At 56.3% G+C, this 15,355-nt stretch carries 12 protein-coding genes and 3 riboswitches; of the genes, 9 read left to right on the top strand and 3 right to left on the bottom strand.

Annotation, left to right across the window (positions count from 1 at the left end; all coding sequences use genetic code 11):
* Window positions 1–449 precede the first annotated feature (449 nt).
* Window positions 450–2,174 (top strand): acetate--CoA ligase, encoded by a 1,725-nt coding sequence (acsA, locus tag C230_RS0105395; protein WP_018131017.1) that lies wholly within the window; start codon window positions 450–452, stop codon window positions 2,172–2,174.
* Window positions 2,175–2,346: 172 nt separating this feature from the next.
* Here acsA and C230_RS19555 read toward each other — a convergent pair whose 3' ends face one another.
* The gene (locus C230_RS19555; protein WP_018131016.1) at window positions 2,347–2,619 is read right to left on the bottom strand and encodes a hypothetical protein; all 273 of its coding nucleotides are present in this window, start codon (window positions 2,617–2,619) and stop codon (window positions 2,347–2,349) included.
* A gap of 158 nt (window positions 2,620–2,777) precedes the next feature.
* Between C230_RS19555 and C230_RS0105385 the strand changes: the two genes are divergently transcribed.
* The 5 genes from C230_RS0105385 (at window position 2,778) to C230_RS19545 (ending at window position 9,396) form a co-directional block, all read left to right on the top strand.
* Window positions 2,778–4,268: a spore germination protein gene (locus C230_RS0105385; RefSeq protein WP_018131015.1), complete on the top strand. Its 1,491-nt coding sequence runs from the start codon at window positions 2,778–2,780 to the stop codon at window positions 4,266–4,268.
* Window positions 4,269–4,406: 138 nt separating this feature from the next.
* Window positions 4,407–5,648: an aspartate aminotransferase family protein gene (locus C230_RS0105380; protein WP_018131014.1), complete on the top strand. Its 1,242-nt coding sequence runs from the start codon at window positions 4,407–4,409 to the stop codon at window positions 5,646–5,648.
* Complete coding sequence (locus C230_RS0105375) at window positions 5,635–6,099, top strand: type II toxin-antitoxin system RatA family toxin (protein ID WP_018131013.1); 465 nt, start codon at window positions 5,635–5,637, stop codon at window positions 6,097–6,099. The genes C230_RS0105380 and C230_RS0105375 overlap by 14 nt, the downstream gene beginning before the upstream one ends.
* Window positions 6,100–6,152: 53 nt before the next feature.
* Window positions 6,153–6,279, top strand: a riboswitch (SAM riboswitch).
* Between the two features lie 97 nt (window positions 6,280–6,376).
* Entirely contained in the window at window positions 6,377–8,335 is a 1,959-nt protein-coding gene (locus C230_RS0105370; RefSeq protein WP_018131012.1) for a bifunctional homocysteine S-methyltransferase/methylenetetrahydrofolate reductase, read from the top strand.
* A gap of 683 nt (window positions 8,336–9,018) precedes the next feature.
* Window positions 9,019–9,396 (top strand): hypothetical protein, encoded by a 378-nt coding sequence (locus C230_RS19545; protein ID WP_018131010.1) that lies wholly within the window; start codon window positions 9,019–9,021, stop codon window positions 9,394–9,396.
* A 132-nt stretch (window positions 9,397–9,528) separates the two neighbouring features.
* Here C230_RS19545 and C230_RS0105355 read toward each other — a convergent pair whose 3' ends face one another.
* Entirely contained in the window at window positions 9,529–10,689 is a 1,161-nt protein-coding gene (locus tag C230_RS0105355; protein WP_018131009.1) for an aminotransferase class I/II-fold pyridoxal phosphate-dependent enzyme, read from the bottom strand.
* On the bottom strand, window positions 10,686–11,180 hold the full coding sequence (locus tag C230_RS0105350) for an Lrp/AsnC family transcriptional regulator (RefSeq protein WP_018131008.1): 495 nt from the start codon (window positions 11,178–11,180) through the stop codon (window positions 10,686–10,688). Before C230_RS0105350 ends, C230_RS0105355 begins: the two co-directional genes overlap by 4 nt.
* Window positions 11,181–11,267: 87 nt before the next feature.
* On the opposite strand from C230_RS0105350, the gene C230_RS21850 reads away from it, so the two are divergent.
* The 3 genes from C230_RS21850 (at window position 11,268) to C230_RS0105335 (ending at window position 14,989) form a co-directional block, all read left to right on the top strand.
* The gene (locus C230_RS21850; protein ID WP_018131007.1) at window positions 11,268–11,387 is read left to right on the top strand and encodes a universal stress protein; all 120 of its coding nucleotides are present in this window, start codon (window positions 11,268–11,270) and stop codon (window positions 11,385–11,387) included.
* A 143-nt stretch (window positions 11,388–11,530) separates the two neighbouring features.
* On the top strand, window positions 11,531–13,309 hold the full coding sequence (uvrC, locus tag C230_RS0105340; RefSeq protein ID WP_026174150.1) for an excinuclease ABC subunit UvrC: 1,779 nt from the start codon (window positions 11,531–11,533) through the stop codon (window positions 13,307–13,309).
* 78 nt (window positions 13,310–13,387) lie between these two features.
* A riboswitch (Lysine riboswitch) is annotated at window positions 13,388–13,575 on the top strand.
* Between the two features lie 175 nt (window positions 13,576–13,750).
* On the top strand, window positions 13,751–14,989 hold the full coding sequence (locus C230_RS0105335) for an aspartate kinase (RefSeq protein ID WP_018131005.1): 1,239 nt from the start codon (window positions 13,751–13,753) through the stop codon (window positions 14,987–14,989).
* Between the two features lie 165 nt (window positions 14,990–15,154).
* Window positions 15,155–15,276, top strand: a riboswitch (SAM riboswitch).
* The last annotated feature ends 79 nt before the right edge of the window (window positions 15,277–15,355 follow it).

Genomic DNA, 15,355 nt, shown 5'->3' with positions numbered 1-15,355 from the left:
CCAACATGCCGACGCATGGTTGGAAGAAGCAAGAAAAGCGAACCTTCCTTCACTGGACGAATGGTTTGCAAGCCAATTAGCTGCATAGTCACAGGCCTTTTCCATATTTTTTAAAAACCCGATATTGTCGGGTTATTTGGCATGCCCATTTTTTGAAAATGGCTTTCCAAGGTTAACAAAATAGGCGATTTTTGACCCATTCACCCCTTGTCCAGACTCGGATTCATCTCTCTAATTCCGAGCTACTATTTCGTACTTCATTATAGCGCAGCCGGTACGTTTTTTGCGCAACCGATGTGTGAACATTATGAAAAAACTTCGGCAAATTGAACCATTCCGGGTGAAGGCAAGTTTTTCCGGCACGATTGTGGTCGATTTTCAACTGTGTTAAAATAGATGCAGAAATTTCAATTATCTAAACAATCGATGGTAGCAGGAGGCGGGGTTAGATGACAGAACAAACCAAAGAATTGATTCCGGTGATGACATCGGAACACAATCTGAAAAACTACGAAGAAGCGTACGCCACTTTTAAGTGGGAAGATGTTGAAAAAGAATTTACATGGCATCAAACGGGAAGAGTGAACATCGCATACGAAGCGGTCGATCGCCACGTCGACGAAGGCCGCGGTGGCAAAGCGGCGCTGTTGTTCAGCGATGCGACCCGAGATGAATCGTATACGTTCGCGCAAATGAAAACCCTTTCAAATAAATTCGGCAACGCGCTGCGCTCGCTCGGGATTCAAAAGGGTGACCGCGTATTCGTGTTTATGCCGAGAAGCCCCGAGCTGTACATCGCGTACGTGGGAGCGGTGAAAATCGGGGCGATCGTCGGACCGCTGTTTGAAGCGTTTATGGAAGCGGCCGTCAAGGATCGGTTGCAGGATGCGGAAGCGGTTGCGATCATCACCACGCCGAAACTGAAAGAGCGGATTCCGGTCGCCGAACTGCCTGCCTTGAAACATGTGATTCTCGTAGGGGCGGAAGGGGAACTTGGCGAACGGGAATTGAGCTTTGAAAAGTTGATGGCCGAGGCGTCCGACCAATTGGAGATCGAATGGGTGGACCGCGAGGACGGTTTGCAGCTTCACTATACTTCGGGATCCACCGGTAAGCCGAAAGGCGTGCTGCACGTCCACAACGCGATGATTCAGCACCTGCAAACGGGCAAGTGGGTACTTGACCTGCGCGAAGATGATATCTACTGGTGTACGGCCGATCCCGGCTGGGTGACAGGTACCGTGTACGGCATGTGGTCCCCCTGGCTGAACGGCGTCACCACCGTCATTCGCGGCGGCCGTTTTTCACCGGAAGACTGGTACCAGACGATCGAGAAATACCGCATCACCGTCTGGTATTCGGCGCCGACGGCGTTGCGCATGCTGATGGCCGCCGGCGATGACCTGGTGAAAAAATATGACCTGTCCTCCCTCCGTCACATCCTGTCTGTGGGTGAGCCGCTCAATCCGGAAGTGGTTCGCTGGGGACTGAAGGTGTACAACAAGCGGATTCATGACACTTGGTGGATGACGGAAACGGGCGGGCAATTGATCTGCAACTATCCGTGCATGCCGATCAAGCCGGGGTCGATGGGGAAACCGTTCCCGGGGATCTATGCGGCGATCGTCGATGACGAAGGTAACGAGCTGCCGCCCTATCAAATGGGGAATCTAGCGATTCGCGCGCCATGGCCGTCGATGATGCGCCAGATATGGAACAATCCGGCGAAATACGAGGAGTATTTCCGGCTCAAGCCCTGGTATATCTCGGGTGATTCGGCGTACAAGGACGAAGACGGCTATTTCTGGTTCCAGGGCCGCGTCGATGATGTGATCAACACGTCCGGCGAACGGGTCGGCCCGTTTGAGGTGGAAAGCAAGCTGGTGGAGCATCCAGCGGTGGCGGAAGCGGGCGTGATCGGCAAGCCGGATCCGGTTCGCGGCGAGATTATCAAAGCGTTTATCGCCTTGCGCGACGGGTATCAGCCGTCGGAGGAACTGATCAAAGACATCCAGGAGTTTGTGAAAAAAGGCCTGGCAGCCCATGCTGCCCCGCGCGAAATCGAATTTCGCGACAAGTTGCCGAAGACCCGTTCCGGCAAAATCATGCGCCGCGTTCTGAAGGCGTGGGAACTGGGGCTGCCGACCGGCGACCTGTCGACTATGGAGGACTGATAGACTGAGGGAGACCGCTCCGCAGCGGTCTTCCTTTTCCTGTTTTTGTGCCCTTTGGGTGCAAGGTGCGCGTCACCTTGCTGAGGCGGTCGTTGCATCAGGTCATTTTGGTGGGGATGTGTGAAAGGAGCTGATGAATCAGGAAGCACTTGTTTTTGCAACCGGAAAATCGTTACATTTCCGGCAGATCTGCATCGGTCGGTACTTTGAAATCGTTCGTGGTCGGATTTTCGTCCTGGAAACGGGAAACCACATGCTGGCCCGGTTCCCATTCGGTCGATTTCCCGATTTTTTGGTCCAGATAGATTTGCGCCCCGTACGGACCTTCCGGAAATTCTTCGGCCAGCACATCTTTTTGCCACGCCTGTACAAGCTCCAGTTCCTGGTTTCCCTGCATCCGTTGATTGCGGCCGGCCGGCTCCTTGCTCAGTTTGTAAAAACCCATGGTGATACCCCCTCTATCAGAGTGTCCGCTCTATTATTTTCCTTTTTTCGGCAAAACATGCATGGACAGGATGTGCAGCCGGCGCTGCCTGCCGATGTTTGATCCGACCCTTTTTTTGGCATACTGAGTGATTGAACAACCGGAAAAGGGGTAGTCCTATGCCGACAGAGGCGATTGACAGGGAGCGGAAGTATCTTGAACCCGATTTGGACGCCAATGTGGAATATCTGAACCAACTGGTGGGGGTCGATGAAAGCTTTGATATGGTCTGCCGCCGGCTGCATTATGCGGGCAAGGACTTGGCCCTGTATTTTGTGGACGGGCTGGTGAAAGACGGCCTGATGAACCGGGTGATGGACCATCTGGCGAAGCTCAAGCAGGGGGAGTTGTCGGTGCGGGAAATCCAGCGTTTGCTGCAAACCCACATCGCGTATCTGGAAGTCAACGCGGAAAAGGAACTGCACAAGATCGTCGATTCCCTGTTGTCCGGCCCGCTTGTCCTGCTGATCGACGGGGAGACGGAAGCGATCATCATCGATGCCCGCACATACCCTGCCCGCAATCCGCAAGAACCTGACACCGAACGGGTGGTGCGGGGGGCCCGCGACGGCTTCACGGAAACGTTTGTGTTCAATACAGCGTTGACCCGCCGCCGCATCCGCGATCCGAATTTGCGGTTCGAGTACTTGCGGGCAGGCGCCCGCTCGAAAACGGACATCTGTCTCGCTTACATCAAGGATATCGCCAACCCGGATCTGATCGAGCTGCTGCGTCATGAATTGCAAAAAGTGGAGATCGACGGGCTGCCGATGGCGGAGAAAACGATCGAAGAGCTGGTGTTTAAAAACCATTGGAACCCCTATCCGATGATTCGTTACACGGAACGGCCGGACGTGGCGGCCATCCACCTGCTGGAAGGACACGTCCTGATCTATGTCGATACATCGCCGTCTGTCATGATTACGCCGACCACGTTTTTTCATCATTTGCAGCATGCGGAGGAATACCGGCAAAAACCGGTTGTCGGCGCCTACCTCCGCTGGATCCGGCTGTTCGCGATTCTCGCGTCGGTGATCGTGCCGCCCCTCTGGATGGCGTTGGTGCTGCATCCCGCCATCGTTCCCTCCGGACTTCGTTTCATCGTTCCGGATAACCTGGGAAAAATTCATCTGTTCTGGCAGTTGCTGTTTGCCGAGTTGGGCATTGACGTGCTGCGGATGGCGGCTATCCATACACCCTCTCCGCTGGCCACTGCAATGGGCTTGGTTGCGGCGGTGATCCTCGGCCAAATTGCGGTGGAAACCGGTTTTTTTATCAAGCAAGTGGTGTTTTACATCGCCATCGCGGCAGTCGGCAATTACGCGACGCCGAGTTATGAATTCGCACTGGCCAATCGGTTGATCCGCCTCGGCTTGTTGGTGATCACCGCGCTGTTCGGAATTTTTCAGTTGGGTGTCGTCGGGTTTGTGCTGGGCATGGTGTTGTGGATCGTTTTGTTGGCGCGGACACGCTCGCTTGAGGTCCCCTATCTCTGGCCGTTGTGGCCGTTTAACGGCAAAGCGCTGTTGCAGGTGCTGATGCGCACGCCGATCCTCTGGAACAAAAAACGTCCGCCCGCCCTGCAGCCAGTCGATTCGTCGCGCAAGTGAGGATGGGCGCTCACCGAGACAGATCCGCCAGCTGCCACATCTGCAACCACCCGATTGGTCGGGCAAGTGGCGACGGGGCTGCAATGAGAGACCGGCCGCATGGTGCCTGCTAAGGTGCAATTGATTTGGAGGTGTCCCATGACAAAAAGCGAACAAGTGCTTGCGAAATATGAAGCATACGTGAATCCCGGCCTGGCGCGGCTGCTGCGGTTGATGGGGTTGTCTTCTGTTGAACGGGAGGCGGCAGGCAGCATCGTCACCGATTGGGAAGGCAGGCGGATGATCGACTGCGTCGGCGGCTACGGAACATTCGCATTCGGTCACAAGCATCCTCGGATCGTGCAAGCAGTCGAGGAGCAGCTGCGGAAAATGCCGCTTTCCAGCAAAATCATGCTGTGCGAGCCGATGGCCGATTTGGCAGAACGAATGGCCCGGATCACGCCCGGCGATCTGACGTACACGTTCGTGTGTAACTCGGGAACGGAGGCGGTGGAAGGAGCGATCAAGCTCGCGCGGATTGCGACGGGCAAGCCGAAAATCGTGTCGATGCTCAATTCGTTTCACGGCAAAACGTTAGGGGCACTGTCCGCGTCCGGCAAAGATACCTACCGGGAACCGTTTGCACCGCTGCTCGGCGGATTCGTCCATGTGCCGTTCGGCGACCTCGACCGGTTGGAAGCGGCAATCGACGATGCGACGGCCGCCGTGATTCTGGAACCGATTCAGGGGGAGGCGGGGATCATCGTACCGCCTGCTGGCTATTTGCGGCAGGTGAGGGAATTGTGCGATCGCAAGGGTGTGCTGTTGATCGCCGATGAGGTGCAGACGGGCATGGGGCGGACCGGCCGGGTTTTTGCCTGTGAGGAAGAAGGCGTGGTGCCGGATATCCTGTGCCTGGCGAAAGCGCTCGGCGGCGGCGTGATGCCGATCGGGGCGTTTGTCGCACGGCCCCGCCTGTATGACGCGTACAAGGATGCGCCGCTGCTGCATACCTCTACGTTTGGCGGCAACCCGCTGGCCTGCGCGGCTGCTAACGCGGCAATCGATCTCTTGCTGGAGGAAAAATTGCACGAGCAGGCGGCGGTCAAGGGAACCTATCTGCTGACGAAGCTGCGGCTGACGGCCGATCAGTATCCGGGAACCGTGGCGGACATACGCGGCCGCGGCCTGATGATCGGCGTGGAGTTTGCGAATGAAGCGATCGGCGGGGTGGCGATGGCGGAGCTGATCGAACAAGGCGTGCTGACCGCGTTTGCCTTGAACAACCTGCGAGTGACGCGGATCGAACCGCCGCTGACGATCACCAAACAGGAAATCGACCAGGTCGTCGACGCGTTTGCAAAAGCGTTGGAAGGGGGACGCCGTTATGCCGTCAGTTGAGATTCGGGAAACGATTCGGGGAAGAGCGGATCAAGTGTATGAACTGATCAAGGACATGGAATCGTATCCGCAATTCATGCCTTCCCTGAATGATGTGAAGGTGTTGGAACGGGGAGACAACTGGACGATCACCGCCTGGGACAGCACGCTCAACGGAATGTCATTCAGGTGGCGTGAGCGCGACGAGTTCGACGAGCAGCGGAATCGGATCCGCTACTGCCAGATCGAGGGAGATCTGAAAAAATTCGAAGGGGAATGGATCGTCGAACAGGACGGCGAACAGACGCGGGTGACGTTGACGGTCGATTTTGAATTCGGCGTACCGATGCTGTCCGCTCTGCTCAATCCGGTAGCAAAAGTGAAGCTCCGGCAAAATGGGGAAGCGATGCTGCAAGCGCTCAAACAGCGGTTTGAAGGAAGATCGGGCCCGCAGACTGTCAGAAATGATTGACAATCTCCCTTTTTGCTGCTATGATTAACAAGCATAACAACCGTATAGCGTGGCTCTTATCGAGAGAGGTGGAGGGACTGGCCCTGTGAAACCTCGGCAACCGGTATCGCGTGCTGTACGCGGTACAAGGTGCCAATTCCAGCAAAACGCTCGCAGAAAATGCGTTTTGGCAGATAAGAGAGGAAGCTTGAGCATGTTCCGTTTGTAATCGATCCTCTTCTTGTTGCCAAGAAGAGGATCTTCTTTTAATCGGGAACGAGGAAAGGCGGTAATAAGGATGAATCGGCGGCAGCAATTGAAAGCGCGGTTGCGGTCCGATGTGTTGGTCGGGGACGGAGCGATCGCGACGCTTTTTTACCAACAAGGGTATACGGCGGGCTCTTCGGCGGAAGAGTTGTGCCTGTCCAATCCGGAATGGGTGAGGCAGATGCATCGGGCATACCTGGATGCTGGCGCCCGGGTGATCGAGACCAACTCGTTCGCCGCCAATCGGGAGGCTTTGGCGCGATACGGGCTGGAGAAGCAGACAACCCGCATCAACCGGGAAGCGGTGCGAATCGCCCGGCAAGCTGTCGAGCAATCGGGGTGCGATGCGTTTGTGATCGGCAGCATCGGTTCCATTTTGGCGGGGAGGGTCAGGAGCAAGCGGCTGGAAGAATACCGGGACGTGTTTGAAGAGCAGGCAGCGGCGTTGCTGCACGAGGGTGTCGACGGCATCATGCTGGAAACCTTCTACGATCTGGAGGAATTGTTGTTGGCGCTGGATGTGATCCGGCCGTTAACGCTGGCTTCCGGCACACCGGTCATCACTCAATTGGCGCTCCTGGAAGTCGGCCGCACGCGGGACGGACACGAACTTTCGCATGCGTTTTTGCAGTTGCAAGCGGCCGGAGCCGATATGGTGGGCCTGAATTGCCGGTTGGGGCCGATCGAGATCTTGCGCTCCCTGGAAAAAACAGAGGTGCCGGACGGGCTGCCGCTGTCCGCCTATCCGAACGCGGGCCGGCCGGCGTTCGTCGACGGCGAGTATGCGTTCAAGCCGAATGCCGACTATTTTGGCGAAACAGCGATTCAACTCTGGCGGCAGGGCGTCGGCCTGATAGGCGGCTGCTGCGGCACCACCCCTGAGCATATCCGGGCGATCAGCCGCTCGTTGGCGGGCCGCCAGCGGGTGAAGCGGCAAAATCCGGCTGCGGCGGCGCCCGTAACGGTTGTGGAACGAGAAACGATTGGCGAGGTGCTCGTCAGGGACACCGAAAGGGGAGGTGCGGCCGGAATCCTCGGTGTGGACGCCGGTCGTGAAACTGTGGCCCCGCCGCCAGCCCAACCGTCCGTGGTCGAGTTGGTCAAGCAGCGCCATACGGTGATCGTCGAGTATGACACCCCGCGCGATCTGGATATTGACAAGTTTCTCCGGGGCAGCATCGCCTTGCGGCAGGCCGGCGCCGATGCGATCACGATGGCCGACAACTCGCTGGCGACCGCCCGGATGAGCAATATGGCGCTCGGCGCCATCATCAAACGGGAACTGGGAATCGAACCGATCGCGCACGTGGCCTGCCGCGACCGCAACCTGATCGGCCAGCAGTCGCACCTGATGGGGCTGCATGCGCTCGGGATCAACCAGATCCTGGTGATCACCGGTGACCCGGCGCGCGTGGGGGATCTGCCGGGTGCCAGTTCGGTGTTTGATGTCTCCTCGTTTGAATTGATTCGCATGGTCAAACAGTTGAACGAAGGGGTCGCCTTTTCCGGCCGACCGATGAAACACAGGGCGCAGTTTGTCGTCGGTGCGGCATTCAATCCACACGTCCGCCGGCTGGATACGGCTGTCGCCCGGCTGGAACGGAAAGTGGAGGCCGGGGCCGATTTTATCATGACGCAGCCGATCTATGATGTGGACACTTTGCAGGCGATTTACGAGGCGACCCGGCACATTCCGGTGCCGATTTTCATTGGGATCATGCCGCTTACCGGTCCGCGCAATGCCGAATTTTTGCATAATGAGGTGCCGGGGATCAAAATCGCACAATCGACGCTGGAGCGCATCAAGCGGTTTGAAGGAGTCCGCGCGCGGCAGGAGGGTGTGCAAATCGCGAAGGAACTGGTGGCGGAAGCGGTCAAGTATTTCAAAGGACTTTACCTGATCACACCGTTTCACTATTACGAGATGACGGTCGAACTGACCCAATATGTGCATCAGGTAACCGAGGCATCGAGGTCTGTGGTTGGGTAGAAGCCAAACAAACGATTCGCATCCCCTGTAAGCCAAGGGATACCCGGAAGGCCTGATTGTTGGGGAGTCAGGCAAAAACCAATCCGCCCCCCTTTAGGAGAGTCTTACAGGGGGCATCAAGAAGCTACCACGTCACGCGAAGGCGGCCCATTTTTCTCTGGAACTTCCGAAATACTCGGACTTGGCCGTGTAGCCAGGCATCACTTTAGCGGTAGCGGGTCCTCTGTGCGGCGTTCTTTTCCGCCCATGCGATTTGACAAACCGGTTCGATACAGGTGAATCCCGCCCTCTCCTCTGCCCCCCAAATGGGACGCCAAAAAAACGGGCTGTTCTCCGTCCATGTTCCTCGAGTTGTAATCGTTCACCTTAAGCAAAGTCTCTGCCCTGATGACGAGCACTTTTGTGTGCAGACCGGCGGTAATCAGGCCGTTGGCCAGATGCTCCATGAGCAAATCCGGAACAGGTGGCGTTCAAGTCGATCGCACCCGTATTGGGGATGCCAAATCTCGCTTGTACCTGGCTGGCGATACTGGGAAAAGGGTAGTCCGGCGGCGACGTGCAAACGATGTCAAAACACAAGCCCGGTCAGGCAAGTAATTTGTTAGCCCTCTGTACATTTGTTTATTCGACATTACAATTGAGCTGTCTTTTCTGTTACAATATGGTATGGGAGAGTGATCCGGATGGATGAAATGAAAGCGTTGTTAGGGTCGATCAATCAACGGCTGGACGGAATTGGACAAAAGTTGGACATGATGGAGTCCCGACTGGATAAGATGGAGTCCCGACTGGATAAGATGGAGTCCCGGCTGGACAAATTGGAATCTCGGATGGATAAAATGGAATCCCGGTTGAATGATATCGAGAGTCACATGAAAAGCAGATTCGACACGCTGGAGACCGAACTGGGTTTGATTAAGAAGTCACTTGCCGAAGTCAACGGCAGAATCGCAGGGATTGAAAAGAGTCAGGCTCTGCTGGAGAAACGCGTCGATTCGCATAGTCGCCGAATCGGAGAATTACGGACCGATGTTGACGTTTTGCTTGTGGCACAGCAGTAAACAATTTGAAAAGGAGCCGCATGCCGCCGGCTCCTTTGACTGCTGAGCTGCTAGGCCCGTTGCATGTGTTGCATGTGTGCTGTCAAGACTTGTTGCGCTTGCGGGTGCCCCCGGATTCTGCCATCCGCCGCTCTACAGCGACGCCACAAAATTCCCGATCCGCTCTAGGGCCCGTTCGATCTGTTCCACCGATGTGGCGTAGGAGCAGCGGACGAATCCTTCTCCACCTTCCCCAAACACGTTGCCCGGCACGACGGCGACCCTGCTGTGCTGCAGCAGCCGTTCCGCAAACTGTTCAGAGGTCAGTCCTGTTGACCGGATGTCCGGAAACGCATAAAATGCGCCTTTCGGTTCGTGGCACGCCAGCCCGATATCGCGAAAACCTTTGACAATCAGGCGGCGGCGCTGGTTGTAGCGTTCGATCATTTTCTGCTTCTCCGCCTGCCCGTTGCGCAGCGCCTCCAACGCGGCCATCTGGCCCATAATCGGGGCGCAGAGGATCGTGTACTGATGGATTTTCAGCATCGCATTCAGAATGTCCGGCGGGGCGGCCGCGTAGCCGATCCGCCAGCCGGTCATCGCAAACGCTTTCGACATCCCGCTGATGAGGACGGTTCGCTCCTTCATCCCCGGCAGCGAGGCGATGCTCACATGGCGGCCCTCGTACGTCAGTTCGGCATAGATTTCATCCGACAGCACGAACAGGTCATGCTCGACGGCCACTTCCGCGATTGCTCGCAGGTCTGCTTCTGACATGGTCGCCCCGGTCGGATTGTTTGGAAAGCACAAAATCAGCACTTTCGAGCGAGGCGACAGTTTTGCCCGCAGGATTTCAGGCGTCAACCGGAATTCGTCGGCCGCGTAGGTGGGCACCCCCACCGCTGTGCCGCCCGCCAAAATCGCACAGGGGCGGTACGAGACATAGGCCGGTTCCGGGATCAGCACTTCATCACCGGGGCAAAGCAAGGCGCGCAGCGCAATGTCGATCGCTTCGCTGCCGCCTACCGTCACAACGATTTCCTCCGGATCGTAGTCAAGCTGAAATCCCCGCAGATAGTCGGCGATCGCTTCCCGCAGTTCAGGCAGCCCCTTGTTTGACGTGTAAGAGGTGAACCCCCGTTCCAGGGAATAAAAACATGCTTCCCGAACATGCCACGGCGTGACAAAGTCCGGTTCGCCGACACCCAGCGAGATCACATCGTCCATCTGATTGGCCAGGTCAAAAAACCGGCGAATGCCGGACGGCGGCAACTCCCGGACAACCGGGGACAGGCGGTCATAGAGTGGCTTCACGGGGAAATCACCAGCCGCTGGTCGCCTTCCTGGTCGTCAAAGATGACGCCGTCCGATTTGTAGGTTTTCAATAGAAAATGGGTGGTCGTCGAGGTGACATGTTCGATGGTCGACAGTTTTTCGGCCACAAACCGGGCAACCTCTTTCAGGTGCATGCCTTCCACGGTCACCTGCAGGTCGTACGCGCCAGACATGAGGGAGACAGACTTGACTTCCGGGAACCGGTAGATCCGCTCCGCAATCGCGTCAAAACCGACTTCTCGCTGCGGTGTCACCTTTACGTCAATCACGGCGGTCACCCGCTGTGATTCGACTTTGTCCCAGTTGATCACCGCCGAATATCGCAGAATGATTTTCTCCCGCTCCAGTTCCGCGATCAGCCGGCTCACTTCAGCCGGATCGGCGCCCAGCATCGTCGCGATCTGCTGGTGGGACAGGCGGGAATTTTCGTGCAGCACGTTCAGAATCTGCAGTTCGAGGCTTGAATCCATCTCTTTCCTCTCCAATGGTCGATTCTTTTTTCAATAGTATGGCAGATTTTGCGGCAGAGGGGAAGAGAAAAAGGGGAAGAAAAACAAATGGCAGGGGAACAAGCCGATCTGATCGTGATGGGCAGCCGCGTTCTGGGCGCTTTCAAACAGATCGTGCTCGGCAGCGTCAGCAACAAGTGCTGCAAGACGCCGAATGTCCCGCGCTGATCGTCAAATAGAAAGTTTGCCGGTTTGGACAAGCCGTCTGTGATCTGCAGGTGGCTTTGCTTATGGCGACACATAAGGCACGGCGGGGAAGAGCGGGTCGCCGGCCGCTTGACGCCTGTGGTACGATTAAATCGGTGATCGGTATGTCTACGCGGGATAAGATCAAGGAAAAATTGGCTCTCCTGCCGGCGAAACCGGGCGTCTATCTGATGAAGGACGCGAACGGGGAGATTCTTTATGTCGGCAAGGCGAAAGTCTTGAAAAACCGGGTGCGCTCCTATTTCACCGGATCGCACGATGGCAAGACGCAATTGCTCGTATCGCAAATTGCCGATTTTGAATATATCGTGACCGACACGGTCGTCGAAGCGCTGATTCTGGAAAACAACCTGATCAAAAAGCACACGCCGCATTACAACATTTTGCTGAAGGATGACAAAACCTACCCGTACATCAAAATCACCAACGAGCAGCATCCGCAGTTGGAGATCGTACGGCGCGTGAAAAAGGACGGTGGTAAATACTTCGGCCCGTACCCGAACGCCGGCGCGGCCGCCGAGACGAAAAAACTGCTCGATCGGCTGTACCCGCTGCGCAAATGCAAAACGCTCAAGTCGAAAGTGTGCCTCTACTACCATATCAACCAGTGTCTGGCGCCGTGCGAGTTTCCGGTCGAACAGGCGGAATACGACCGGATGATCAAGCAAATCGCAAGATTTCTGAACGGCGGCCACAATGAGATCAAACAGCAGTTGACCGAGAGGATGCACAAGGAGGCGGAAGCGCTCAATTTTGAGCGGGCGAAGGAACTGCGCGACCTGATCCAGCATATCGACAAGGTGATGGAAAAGCAGAAAATCGACCTGGGCGATACGATCAACCGGGACGTGTTCGGCTATTATGCCGATAAGGGAATGATGTGCGTGCAGGTGTTCTACGTCCGCGCCGGCAAGCTGATCGAGCGTGATGTGGCGATTTTCCAGCACCATGGGGACGAGAAAGAAGATTTTCTGTCGTATGTCAGCCAGTTCTATTTTGACAACGCCGATCTCCCGCGGGAGATTCTGCTGCCCGGGGGGCTTGACACGGACGTAATCGAACAATGGTTGTCCGTCAAAATCAAGGTCCCGATGCGCGGCATCAAAAAACAGTTGGTCGACATGGCCTGCGAAAACGCGAAAATCGCTCTGGAAGAACGCTTCAAGCTGATGGACCGCGACATGGACCGGACCGTTCGGGCGGTTGAACAGCTTGGCGAGATTTTGGCGATCCCGACACCCGTACGGATCGAGGCGTTTGACAATTCGAACATCCAGGGCGCCGATGCAGTGGCGGCGATGGTCGTGTTTCTCAACGGCCAACCGGCGAAGAAAGAATACCGCAAATACAAAATCAAGACGGTGCAAGGACCGGACGATTACGGTTCGATGCGGGAGGTGATCCGCCGCCGGTTCGTCCGAGCGCTGCGGGAAAAGCAGCCGCTGCCCGACCTGATCGTGATCGACGGCGGGAAGGGCCAGATGCACGCGGCGCTCGACGTTCTGCAAAATGAGCTGGATCTCGACATCCCGGTCTGCGGCTTGGCGAAGGATGAACGGCATCGAACCAGCCAGCTTTTTTTCGGATACGAGCCGGATCCGATCCGGATCGATCGTTCCTCGCAGGCGTTTTATCTGCTGACGCGGATTCAGGATGAGGTGCACCGGTTTGCCATCTCGTTCCACCGGCAGACGCACAGCAAACAGGCGATGCGTTCGATCCTTGACGAGATCCCCGGCGTCGGAGAGAAACGGCGCAAGCAGTTGCTGAAACATTTCGGCTCGATCGATGCGATCAAAGGCGCGCCGGTGGAGGAGTTTCGGAAAATTGGCATCGGTGACAAGCTGGCGCGGGAGATATTGAGCTTCTTAAACCAAACGTAATTTTTACAAAAACTCTGGACCTTTCCCGTTAAGGATGATATAATGAACGAAAATTTCATAAGGGCCTCATCTCAGGAGAGGTGAGGTAGAGGCGCGAACGATCATGAGTACCTTTGCCGAGAGACGGGAACTCGAGGAAGCAAAGGAAAAGGGGTCTTCGCCGAAGCGGGCATCCACCCGGGGATGTCTGGCTGGGCCTGCATCGAACAGGTGCAGGACTGTCACAGAAAGCGTCCCTTGGCTTTCTGTGGAGAACTATCTCGCTGAGATACTGCAAAGGGAGCAACAAGCCTGTCGGCATGTTGCGATCGGAGAGGAGGCACCGTTATGCTGGCTAAGACTGGTAGGCGGCGATAGACGGGTGACTCGATCAGCCTTCTATTGCCGCTTTTTTGATTTCACATCCTGAGAATCGAAAAGAGTCACAAAGGAGTGGAGAGTGTGGCGTTAATCGTTCAGAAGTTTGGCGGCAGTTCGGTAGCCAGCCCAGAGCACATCAAGCGGGTGGCCCGGCGTGTGGCGGACACGGTGGAGCAAGGCAATTCGTGTGTTGTGGTCGTCTCGGCGATGGGGGATACGACAGATGATCTGATTGAACTGGCGCAAAAAGTATCCGCGGTGCGGCCAGCCCGGGAGATGGATATGCTGTTGACGACCGGGGAGCAAATCTCGATCGCGTTGCTGGCGATGGCGCTGCAGGATATCGGCCAGGACAGCGTATCGTTTACCGGTTGGCAAGCAGGTATCCGGACGGAGGCGGTGCATGGCAAAGCGCGCATCACCGACCTTGACCCGTCGCGGATTCTTGCTGAACTGGAAACCGGAAAAGTGGTTGTGGTAGCCGGTTTCCAAGGGATCACCGACGATGGCGACATCACAACGCTGGGGCGGGGCGGTTCCGATACGACGGCTGTCGCGTTGGCGGCTGCCCTCAAGGCCGATCTGTGTGAGATCTACACCGACGTGGAAGGGGTGTATTCGACCGATCCGCGGGTGGTCAAGTTTGCCCGCAAGATCCCCGAGATTTCGTATGACGAAATGCTGGAGCTGGCGAATTTGGGGGCTGCCGTGCTGCATCCGCGGGCAGTCGAATACGCGAAACAGTATCAGGTGCCGTTGATGGTCCGGTCCAGCTTTACAACAAATCCGGGAACGCTTGTGAAAGAGGAGGCGCTTATGGAAAAAGGTATGGTGGTGCGCGGCATCGCGCACGATTTGAACGTCGCGAAGGTGGCGCTGGTTGGCGTACCCAACCGGAATGACAATCTAAAGGTGGTATTCCAGACGCTGGCGCAAGACAATATCAACGTTGACATCATTGTGCAAAGCATCGTCCACAACGATTGCAGCGATATTTCGTTTACGGTGGCAAAAGACGACCTGACCCGGACGATTGAGGTGCTCGGTCAGTTGCAGCCGCGGCTCGGCGCAAAAGAGATTGTGTGCGAAGAAGACCTGGCGAAGGTGTCGATCGTCGGAGCGGGCATGATCAGCAATCCGGGGGTGGCTGCCCAAATGTTCCAGGCGTTGACGGAAAATGGCATGTACATCAAGATGGTCAGCACGTCGGAAATCAAAGTCTCCTGCGTGATCGACGCGGCCGATGTGGAGAAAGCGGTTCAGGTGCTGCATACCTCGTTTGGCCTTGATGCGGTTGAAGCGGCCACAGTGGCGAAGTGACGGCCGCCGTTTGCAGGTACGCCGCCTTCGGAGTGGAATCGTCGGCTGGCGCTGACGGATACGTCTGGATGCGCTTGCGCTTACACACTTGTGCTTGCTGCTCTTGACGATTCTACATGCCCGTGATACACTCGTTCCATAGCAAAGCTGAATACGTGTTTTGAACTCTTATCCAGAGTGGCGGAGGGACTGGCCCAATGAAGCCCGGCAACCGGAGTCCGATCAGTAGGGAGATTGGATTCTTGGTGCCAATTCCTGCAGAATCGTTTGATTCTGAAAGATAAGAGGCGGCGATCGGATATGCGACCCCCTCTTGTCGAGGGGGTTTTCCATTTGCACCCAAAGGGCACGTCTCGCTGCGGCGCT

Source organism: Effusibacillus pohliae DSM 22757, from assembly GCF_000376225.1.
Taxonomy (GTDB): domain Bacteria; phylum Bacillota; class Bacilli; order Tumebacillales; family Effusibacillaceae; genus Effusibacillus; species Effusibacillus pohliae.
This window is presented reverse-complemented; position numbering and strand designations above follow the sequence as displayed.

Bases quoted from the DNA above. Each gene is read 5' to 3' on its own strand.
- acsA (WP_018131017.1), top strand. From the start codon at position 450: ATGACAGAACAAACCAAAGAATTGATTCCGGTGATGACATCGGAACAC.
- C230_RS19555 (WP_018131016.1), bottom strand. From the start codon at position 2,619: ATGGGTTTTTACAAACTGAGCAAGGAGCCGGCCGGCCGCAATCAACGG.
- C230_RS0105385 (WP_018131015.1), top strand. From the start codon at position 2,778: ATGCCGACAGAGGCGATTGACAGGGAGCGGAAGTATCTTGAACCCGAT.
- C230_RS0105380 (WP_018131014.1), top strand. From the start codon at position 4,407: ATGACAAAAAGCGAACAAGTGCTTGCGAAATATGAAGCATACGTGAAT.
- C230_RS0105375 (WP_018131013.1), top strand. From the start codon at position 5,635: ATGCCGTCAGTTGAGATTCGGGAAACGATTCGGGGAAGAGCGGATCAA.
- C230_RS0105370 (WP_018131012.1), top strand. From the start codon at position 6,377: ATGAATCGGCGGCAGCAATTGAAAGCGCGGTTGCGGTCCGATGTGTTG.
- C230_RS19545 (WP_018131010.1), top strand. From the start codon at position 9,019: ATGGATGAAATGAAAGCGTTGTTAGGGTCGATCAATCAACGGCTGGAC.
- C230_RS0105350 (WP_018131008.1), bottom strand. From the start codon at position 11,180: ATGGATTCAAGCCTCGAACTGCAGATTCTGAACGTGCTGCACGAAAAT.
- C230_RS21850 (WP_018131007.1), top strand. From the start codon at position 11,268: ATGGCAGGGGAACAAGCCGATCTGATCGTGATGGGCAGCCGCGTTCTG.
- uvrC (WP_026174150.1), top strand. From the start codon at position 11,531: ATGTCTACGCGGGATAAGATCAAGGAAAAATTGGCTCTCCTGCCGGCG.